The organism is Streptomyces sp. NPDC050448 (genome assembly GCF_040655295.1).
GTDB lineage: Bacteria > Actinomycetota > Actinomycetes > Streptomycetales > Streptomycetaceae > Streptomyces.
In genome coordinates, this window is sequence record NZ_JBFAJR010000081.1 from 1 (window position 1) to 10033 (window position 10033).

Annotated in this window: 2 protein-coding genes; both read right to left on the reverse strand. The window is 74.6% G+C overall.

Features of this window, described 5'->3' with window-relative positions:
- Positions 1-8459, reverse strand: an 8459-nt coding sequence (locus AB0I68_RS38245) for an SDR family NAD(P)-dependent oxidoreductase (protein WP_363182058.1), incomplete at its 3' end; no start/stop codon positions are given.
- A 24-nt stretch (positions 8460-8483) separates the two neighbouring features.
- Positions 8484-9971: a beta-ketoacyl reductase gene (locus tag AB0I68_RS38250; RefSeq protein WP_363182059.1), complete on the reverse strand. Its 1488-nt coding sequence runs from the start codon at positions 9969-9971 to the stop codon at positions 8484-8486.
- Between the last annotated feature and the right edge of the window lie 62 nt (positions 9972-10033).

Genomic DNA, 10033 nt, shown 5'->3' on the forward strand with positions numbered 1-10033 from the left:
GGCTCCACCACAACCCGGCGCACCCCAGCGCCCAGCGCCTCGACGACGGCCGTGTCATCCACACCCGCAGCCGGCACCACGACCAGCCACTCACCATCCAGCCGCACACCCGCGCCACCGTCCGCCAGCGGCTTCCAGGACACCCGATAGCGCCAGCCGTCGACCTCCGACTGCTGCTCCGCCTGTCGGCGCCATGCGGACAGTGCCGGGACGAGTTCGCTGAAGCCGGCGTCGTCGCCCACCTCCAGTTCGGACATCAGGGCGGCGAGATCGCCGCGCTCCACCGCGTCCCAGAACCGGGCGTCGACCGCGTTCACCGCGAAGGCGGGGGCGTTCGCGCCGTGGGAGAGGACGTTCTCCGGCCAGTAGCGCTGCCGCTGGAAGGCGTACGTCGGCAGGTCCACCCGTCGGGCGCCCGTACCGGCGTAGAAGGCGGACCAGTCCACAGTCACACCGCGCACGTGGACCTGGGCCAGAGCGGTGACCGCGGTCTCCGCCTCCGGCCGCCCGGCGCGCAGGACCGGCACGAACCCGGCAGTCGCATCGCCCGTCACACACTCCTGGGCCAGCGCCGACAGCACACCGTCCGGCCCCAGCTCGACGAACGTCGTCACACCCGCGGCCTCAAGCGCCCGCACACCATCGAGGAAGCGAACCGCCTCCCGGACGTGCCGCACCCAGAACTCCGCCGAACCCATCTCATCCGAGACCAGCGCACCGGTCAGGTTGGAGACAACCGGAATCCGAGGTTTGTCGAACGACAGCCCCGCCACGACCAGACGGAAGTCATCCAGCATCCCGTCCATGTGCGGCGAGTGGAACGCATGACTGACCGTCAGCCGCTTGCTCTTCCGGTCGGCGAACGAAGCCACCACGGCCAGCGCAGCATCCTCGTCACCGGCAACGACCACCGACTGCGGGCCGTTGACGGCCGCGATACTCACGCGGTCGGTCAGCAGCGGCAGGACCTCGTCCTCCGACGCCTGCACCGCGATCATCACACCACCCGACGGCAGCGCCTGCATCAGACGACCCCGCGCAGCAACCAGCACACACGCGTCCGCCAGCGAGAGAACGCCCGCCACATGCGCGGCCGCGATCTCGCCCACGGAGTGACCGGCGACGAAGTCCGGCCGCACACCCCACGACTCGATCAGCCGGCACAGCGCGACCTCGACCGCGAACAGCGCGGGCTGCGCGTACTCCGTACGGTCCAGAACGGCCGCGTCGTCCCCGAACAGGACGTCCCTCAGCGGCACTTCGAGCTCAAGATGCTCGCACACCGCATCCAGGGCGGCCGCGAACGCCGGGAAGGCGGCGTACAGCTCGCGCCCCATCCCGAGGCGCTGGCTGCCCTGCCCGGTGAACAGGAACGCCAGCGCGCCCCCCGCCACCGCGCCCCGCACCAGGCCCGGGACCTGCTCGCCCGCGGCCAGGGCCTCCAGGCGGCTGAGCAGCGTCTCGGGGGCCGTGGGCTCGCCGAGGAGGACCGCGCGGTGTTCCAGGGCGGCCCGGTGCATGGCCAGGGCGTGGCCGAGGTCGAGAGCGCCGCGGGTTCCGGCGGTGGCGACCAGGTCGGCGGCGGTCGTACGGAGGCGGTCGGCCTGGGCACGCAGTGCGGCCGCGGTGCGGCCGGAGACGATCCACGGGAGGACGGCCGGTACCGGGTGCCCCGCGGGGCCCGGCTCGGGCCGGGTCTCCTCGTCGGCCTCGCGCGGTGCCTGTTCGAGGACGGCGTGGGCGTTGGTGCCGCTGTAGCCGAAGGAGGAGATGCCGGCGCGGCGCGGGCGGCCGGTCTCCGGCCAGGCCCGCTGCTCGGTCAGCAGCTCGATGTCACCGGCGGACCAGTCCACGAACGGCGTCGGCTCGTCGACGTGCAGGGTCTGCGGGAGCACCCCGTGCCGCATGGCCATGACCATCTTGACGACACCGGCAACACCGGCGACGGCCTGGGTGTGCCCGATGTTGGACTTGACCGAGCCGAGCAGCAGCGGCCGCTCGGCGGGGCGGTCCTGGCCGTACGTGGCCAGCAGCGCCTGCGCTTCGATCGGGTCGCCGAGCTTGGTGCCCGTGCCGTGGGCCTCGACCGCGTCGACGTCCCCCGCGGTCAGACCGGCGTCGGCAAGGGCCTCGCGGATGACGCGCTGCTGGGAGGGGCCGTTGGGGGCGGTGAGGCCGTTGCTCGCGCCGTCCTGGTTGATCGCGGTGCCGCGGACGACGGCGAGGACCGGGTGCCCGTTGCGGCGGGCGTCCGAGAGCCGCTCCAGCAGGAGCAGGCCGACGCCCTCGGCCCACACGGTACCGTCGGCGGCCGCGGCGAAGGCCTTGATCCGGCCGTTCTCGGCGAGGCCGCGCTGGCGGCTGAACTCGGTGAACGCTCCGGGCGTGGACATGATCGTCACAGCGCCCGCGAGGGCCATCGAACACTCGCCGCGGCGCAGGGCCTGGGCGGCGAGGTGCAGGGTGACGAGCGACGAGGAGCAGGCCGTGTCGAGGGTGACCGCGGGCCCTTCCAGGCCGAAGGTGTAGGAGATGCGGCCGGAGACGACGCTGGCGGCGTTGCCGGTGCCGAGGTGGCCCTCCAGGCCGTCGGCGTCGTTCAGCCACAGCTGGAGGTAGTCCTGGGCGTTGGAGCCGACGAACACGCCGGTTCGGCTGCCCTGCAGGGCGGTCGGGTCGATGCCGGCCCGTTCGAAGGTCTCCCAGGTGGTCTCCAGCAGCATCCGCTGCTGGGGGTCCATGGCGAGGGCCTCGCGCGGGGAGATCCCGAAGAACGCGGCGTCGAAGTCGGCCGCCTCGTGGAGGAAGCCGCCCTCGCGGACGTAGCTGGTGCCCTCGCGGTCGGGGTCGTCGCTGTAGAGGGAGTCGAGGTCCCAGCCGCGGTCGGCGGGGAAGGCGGTGATGCCGTCGCGGCCCTCGACGAGCACCTGCCACAGGTCCTCGGGGCCGCGGACGCCTCCGGGGAAGCGGCAGCCCATCGAGACGATGACGACCGGGTCGTCGCCGGCGCCCGCGGCGCCCGGCCCGAGGGCCGGACGTCCGGCGCCGAGCGCACCGTTCCCGGCGCCGGCGCCGTCGGCCAGACCGCCGATCAGCTCCTCGCGCAGGTACTGGGCGAGGGCCGTCGCCGTCGGGTAGTCGAAGACGAGGGTGGCGGGCAGGCGGCGGCCGGTGGCCTCGCCGAGCAGGTTGCGCAGCTCGACGGCGGTGAGGGAGTCGAAGCCGAGTTCCTTGAAGGAGCGGCCCGGCTCGACGGAGGCGGCGCTCGGGTAACCGAGGGCCGCGGCGACCTGCTTGCGTACGAGGTCGAGGACGGCGCGGTCCTGTTCGGCGGCCGGGAGTCCGGCCAGGCGCTGCCGCAGACCGGAGGCGTCCGCGGACGCGCCGCCCGCCGACCGGCGCGCGGGGACCCGTACGAGGCCGCGGAGCAGCGGCGGCAGGGTTCCGGCCTGGGCCTGGCCGCGGAGGCCCGCGGGGTCGATGCGCATCAGGACGGGCGCGGGCTCGTCGATCCGGTGGGCGAGGTCGAAGAGGTCGAGGCCCTCCGCCGTGGTGAGCGGGGGCAGACCGGCGCGGGTCATGCGGCTGATGTCGGCGTCGGTGAGGCTGCCGGCCATGCCGCTGCCGTCGGCCCACAGGGCCCAGGCCAGGGAGGTGGCCGGAAGGCCCAGGGAGCGGCGGTGCTGGGCGAGGGCGTCGAGGAAGACGTTGGCGGCGGCGTAGTTGCCCTGGCCGGCGCCGCCGAAGACACCGCCGATGGAGGAGAACAGCAGGAACGCGGAGAGGCCGAGGTCCCGGGTCAGCTCGTGCAGGTGCCAGGCCGCGTCGGCCTTGGGGAGCAGGACGGCCGAGAGGCGCTCGGGGGTGAGGGAGTCGATCACGCCGTCGTCGAGGACGCCCGCGGTGTGGACGACCGCGCCGAGGGGGTGCTCGGCCGGTACGGAGGCCAGGAGCGCGGCCAGCGCGTCGCGGTCGGCGACGTCGCACGCGGCCCACGTCACCGAGGCTCCCGCGTCGGTGAGTTCGGCGGCGAGCTGCTGCGCCTCGGGGGTGGTTCCGCCTCGGCGGCCGACGAGGAGCAGGTGGCGCACGCCGTGCTCGGCCACGAGGCGGCGGGCGACGAGGCCGCCGAGGAGTCCGCCCGCGCCGGTGATCAGTACGGTCGACCCGGGTGCGTACGCGGGGTGGCCGGGGCCGGTCGTCGGTTCGTCGGCGGTGTCCTGGGCGACGCGGGCGAGGCGCCGGGCGTACAGGGCGCCCGCCCGTACGGCGAGGTGCGGTTCTCCCGAGGCGAGGGCGGCGGGCAGCGCGCGGGCGGATGCGGCGGTGCCGTCGGTGTCGACGAGCAGAAGCCGGTCGGGGGCTTCGGCCTGGGCGGAGCGCAGCAGGCCCAGGACGGCGGCGTGCACCGGGTCGGTGACCGCGTCGGCGGCCTCGGTGTCGTCGATGGCGGCGACCGCGCCGCGGGTCAGGACGACCAGGCGGCTGGTGGCGAACCGGTCGCCGGTGAAGGCGTCGTCGCCGAGCCAGGTCTGGGCGAGGACGAGGGCGTGGTGCGCGGCCCGGTGCAGGGCCTCGGTGGAGAGCTCCGGCGCGGCGGGGTCCTCCGAGGCCGAGCCGGCCTGTCCGTAGCCGACGAACACGGCGTCCGGTAGGGGCGCTCCCGCGTCGACGGCGGCCGCCAGCTCGGCGAGGTCCGCGTAGCGGTCGATCCTTTCGGCGCGCAGGGCCGCCGGGACCTCGGTGCCCACGACCGCCCAACGGTCTTCGTGCGCCGGGGCCGTGTCTGCGGGCTGCGCGAGCTTCGTCCAGACGGTGCGGAACACCGAGTCGTGGTGGGCGGTGCGGGCCGCCCGGACCTGCTCGGCCGACACGGCCCGCAGGACGAGGGAGTCGACGCTCGCGACGGGCGCGCCCGTGGCGTCCGCGATCTCCAGCCGTACGCCATCGCCTCCCTTGGGGGTGAGGCGTACGCGCAGGGCGTCGGCGCCACCGGCGTGGAGGGTGACGCCGCTCCAGGCGAAGGGGAGGCGGCCCTCGCCCTCGGTGCCGCCCAGGACGCCGAGGCCGAGGGTGTGCAGGGCGGCGTCCAGCAGGGCGGGGTGGAGGCCGAAGTCGCGTGCCGCCGCGGCGTTCTGCTCGGGGAGGGCGACCTCGGCGTAGACACTGTCGCCGTGGCGCCAGGCGGCGGTGAGGCCGCGGAAGGCCGGGCCGTAGCCCATGCCGACCTCGGCGAGGTCGGCGTACAGGCCGTCCGTGGCGAGGGGTTCGGCGCCCGCCGGGGGCCACGGCCCGGCCGCGAGGGGCGCCGGGGCGGGGGCGGCCGTGGGGGCCAGGACTCCGCCGGCGTGGCGGGTCCACGGCTCGTCGGAGGAGCTGTCCTTCGCGCGGGAGGAGAGGGTGAAGGCGCGTCTGCCGCTTCCGTCGGCGTCGGGGGCACTCACGTGCATCTGGAGCTGTACGCCGCCCCGTTCGGGCAGGACGAGCGGGGCTTCGAGAGTCAGCTCCTCGACGAGGCCGCAGCCGAACTGGTCGGCGGCGCGGATCGCGAGGTCCACGAAGGCGGTGCCGGGCAGCAGGATGCTGCCCATGACCTTGTGGTCGGCCAGCCAGGGGTGGGCGGCGGCTGACAGCAGTCCGGTGAAGAGGAAGCCGTCGGATTCGGCGAGGGCGACGGCCGCGCCGAGGAGCGGGTGCGCGGCCTCCTCCAGGCCCGCCGCGGTGACGTCTCCGGCGCGGGTGCCGGGCTCGATCCAGTAGCGCTGGCGCTGGAAGGCGTAGGTCGGCAGGTCGACGCGGCGGGCGCCGGTGCCCGCGTAGAAAGCGGTCCAATCTACGCGGAAGCCGTGGACGTGGGCCCGGGCGAGGGCGGTGACGAGGGTCTCCGCCTCGGGGCGGCCCTTGCGCAGGACGGGCACGAAGACGGCGCCCTCGACGGTGACGCAGTCCTGGGCCAGGGCCGACAGGACCCCGTCGGGACCCAGCTCGAGGTACCTGCTGACCCCGGCGGCCTCCAGGGCGCGCACACCGTCCAGGAAGCGAACGCCCTCCCGCACGTGCCGCACCCAGAAATCGGCCGAACCCATCTCGTCCGAGACGAGGGCACCGGTCAGGTTGGAAACGACCGGGATGTGGGGCGTGTCGAACGACAGCCCCTCCACCACCACACGGAAGTCCTCCAACATCCCGTCCATGTGCGGCGAGTGGAAGGCATGACTGACCGTCAGCCGCTTGCACTTGCGGTCGGCGAACGAAGCCACCACGGCCAGCACGGCATCCTCATCACCCGCGATGACCACGGACGTGGGCCCGTTGACGGCAGCAATGCCAACGCGGTCGGTCAGCAGCGGCAGGACCTCGTCCTCCGACGCCTGCACCGCGATCATCACACCACCCGACGGCAGCGCCTGCATCAGACGACCCCGCGCGGCAACCAACGCACACGCATCGTCCAGCGAGAACACACCCGCCACATGCGCGGCAGCGATCTCACCGATCGAATGACCGGCGACGAAGTCCGGCTTCACACCCCACGACTCCAGCAGCCGGAACAACGCCACCTCGACCGCGAACAGCGCGGGCTGCGCATACTCCGTACGATCCAGAACGGCCGCATCCCCGCCGAACAGCACCTCCTTCAGCGGTACTTCGAGCTCAAGCCGCTCGCACACCGCGTCCAGCGCGTCCGCGAACACCGGGTAGGCGTCGTACAGCTCACGCCCGGCCCCGAGACGCTGGCTGCCCTGACCGGTGAACAGGAAGGCGGTCTTCCCGCCCACCGGCGAGCCCTTCACCACGCCCGCGGCGGTGCCGCCCTCCGCCAGTGCGGCGAGTCCGGCCAGCAGGCCCTCTCGGTCCGCGGCGACCACGGCCGCCCGGTCCTCGAAGGAGGCCCGGCCCACGGCCAGCGCCCGGGCGACGTCCACCGGATGCTGCCCGGTGTGCTCGCCCGCGTGGGCGAGGAGGCGTTCGGCCTGCGCGCGCAGGGCGTCCCCGCCCTTGGCCGAGAGCAGCCACGGCACGACCGGCGCGGCCGTGGACGACGACGCCGGCTCCGCGCTCCGGTCGGACTCCGGGGCCTGCTCGATGATGGTGTGGACGTTGGTGCCGCTGACGCCGAAGGCGGAGACGCCGACCCGGTACGGGCGCCCGGTCTGCGGCCACGGCTGCTGCTCGGTGAGCAGCGAGACGGCTCCGGCGGTCCAATCGACGTGCGAGGTCGGCTCGTCGACGTGCAGGGTCTTGGGCAGCACCCCGTGGTGCATCGCCATGACCATCTTGATGATGCCGGCGACGCCCGCGGCGTTCTGGGTGTGGCCGAGGTTGGACTTCAGGGAGCCGAGGAGCAGCGGCCGGTCCGCCGGGCGGTCCTGCCCGTACGTGGCCAGCAGCGCCTGGGCCTCGATGGGGTCGCCCAGCGTCGTGCCGGTGCCGTGGGCCTCGACGGCATCGACGTCGGCCGCGGTCAGGCGGGCGGATTCGAGGGCCTGGCGGATGACGCGCTGCTGGGCGGGGCCGTTGGGGGCGGTCAGGCCGTTGGAGGCACCGTCCTGGTTGACGGCGGAGCCGCGCACGAGGGCCAGGATCCGGTGCCCGTTGCGGCGGGCGTCGGAGAGGCGCTCCACGAGGAGGACGCCGACGCCCTCGGACCAGCCGGTGCCGTCCGCCGCCTCGGCGAAGGACTTGCAACGGCCGTCGGCGGACAGGCCGCGCTGGCGGCTGAACTCGACGAAGACCTCCGGTCCGGCGAGGACGGTGACGCCCGCGGCCAGGGCCAGCGAGCACTCCCCCTGCCGCAGGGCCTGGACGGCCATGTGCAGGGCGACGGAGGAGGACGAGCAGGCGGTGTCGATGGTGGCGGCCGGGCCCTCCAGGCCGAAGACGTAGGCGAGGCGGCCGGAGACGACGCTGGAGGCGGTGCCGGTGAGGAGGTGTCCCTCGACGCCCTCGGGCAGCTCGCCCGAGCCGGCGCCGTAGGCGTTGGCGGACGCGCCGACGAAGACACCGGCCCGGCTGCCGCGCAGGGTCGCCGGGTCGATCCCGGCCCGCTCGAAGGCCTCCCAGGAGGTCTCCAGCAGCAGGCGCTGCTGTGGGTCCATGGCGAGGGCCTCGCGCGGGGAGATCCCGAAGAAGGCGGGGTCGAAGTCGGGGGCCTCGTAGAGGAATCCGCCGTCGCGGGCGTAGGTGGTGCCGGGGTGGTCGGGGTCCGGATCGTACAGCGACTCGACGTCCCAGCCCCGGTCGGAGGGGAAGCCCGAGATGGCGTCGCCGCCGCTCTCGACGAGCTTCCACAGCTCCTCGGGCGAGCTGATTCCTCCGGGGAAGCGGCAGCTCATGCCGACGATCGCGATGGGTTCGCGGGAGGCGTCGGTGAGCTCCTGGTTCCGGCGGCGCAGCCGCTCGGTTTCCTTGAGGGAGGCCCGCAGCGCTTCAATGACTTTTTCGTTAGGGGTGCTCATCGCTTACTCCGCACTTCGGGCACGTCAGAAGTTGCTGGTGCTGGTGGTGTTGCCGGGAGGGATGTCGTCGTCAGGACCGGCTCCGCCGTCCAGCGCGAGGTCGAGGAGGTCTTGGAGGTCCATCTCGTCGATGGAGTCGAGGGAGTCGCCCGCCGCGTCCCCGTCGCCCGCTCCGTGGCCGGACTCTCCGGCCGGGGTGCCGGGTCCGGCGAGGCGCAGGAGCGTGTCGAGGAGCCCGGCCTCGCGGATCCGGCCGAGGGGGATCGTGGCCAGGGTCCGCCGCAGCTCCACGTCCTGCGGGTCGGTGTCGAGGTCCGCGCCGGACGCCCCGGCTCCGGCGCCGCCCGCGCCGCCCTCGGGGAAGAGCGTGCGCAGCAGGTGCCGGGTGAGGGCCTGCGGGTTGGGGTAGTCGAACACCAGGCTGGACGGCAGCCGCCGGCCGCAGGCGGCGCCGAGGCGGTTGCGCAGGTCGACCGCGGTCAGCGAGTCGAAGCCCAGGTCCTTGAAGGCTCGGTCGGCGGCGACGGCGTCCGCGGAGGGGTGTCCGAGCGCGGCCGCGGCGTGTTCGCGTACGAGGTCCAGCAGGGCCGTGTCCCGGTCGTCGCCGGAGAGTCCGGCCAGCCGCGCCAGGACGGCCTCGGACGGATCGGCGGCCGCGGCTCCGGCGGCGCCACCGGTGGGGTCCTGGGCGAGCAGGGTCGCGCGGACCTCGGGCAGGTCGCCGATGAGCGGGCGGGGCCGGGCGGCGGCGAAGACCGGCGCGAAGCGGGTCCAGTCGACGCGGGCCGCGGTGACGGCGGCGTCCCGGCCCGTGAGGGCGCGTTCGAGGGCGAGCAGGTTGGTCTCCGGGGCGACGGGCGGCAGCCCGCGCCGGCTGAGCTGCTCCTCGGCGTCGCCCTCGGTGGCCATGCCGCCGTCGGCCCACGGTCCCCAGGCGACCGCGGTGGCCGCGAGCCCGCGGGCCGCGCGGCGCTCGGCGAGCGCGTCGAGGAAGGTGTTGGCCGCCGCGTAGGCGCCCTGTCCGCCGCCGCCCCAGACTCCGGCGATGGAGGAGAAGAGGACGAACGCGTCGAGGGAGTCCGGCGTGTCGAACAGGGCGTCCAAGTGGACGGCCCCGGCGGTCTTGGCGGTGACGACCCGGGCGAAGCCGGGCAGGTCGGTGCCGGTGCCGGGCGGCTGCGAGACGCCCGCGGCGTGCACGACGGCGCGGACGGGGGTGCCGTCGGCCGCCAGGCCCGCGACGAGGGCCGCCAGGGCGTCCCGGTCGGTGACGTCGCAGGCGGCGAGGGTCACGGCCGCGCCGAGTGCTTCGAGTTCCCTACGGACCTGGTCGGTGCCGGGGGCGTCGGCGCCGCTGCGGCTGACGAGCACGAGGTGCTGCGCGCCCCGCTCGGCCAGGCGCCGGGCGACGTGGCGGCCGAGGGCGCCGGTGCCGCCGGTGATGAGGACGGTGCCGCGCGGGGTCCACCGGGGGGCGGGACCGCCGGCCACGGTCGCGGGGGCGTGAGTCATGCCTATGAGCGCCAATCGCCCGGTCGGCGGCCTCGTCCCCTGGCGTGCGAGGTTCTCATGAC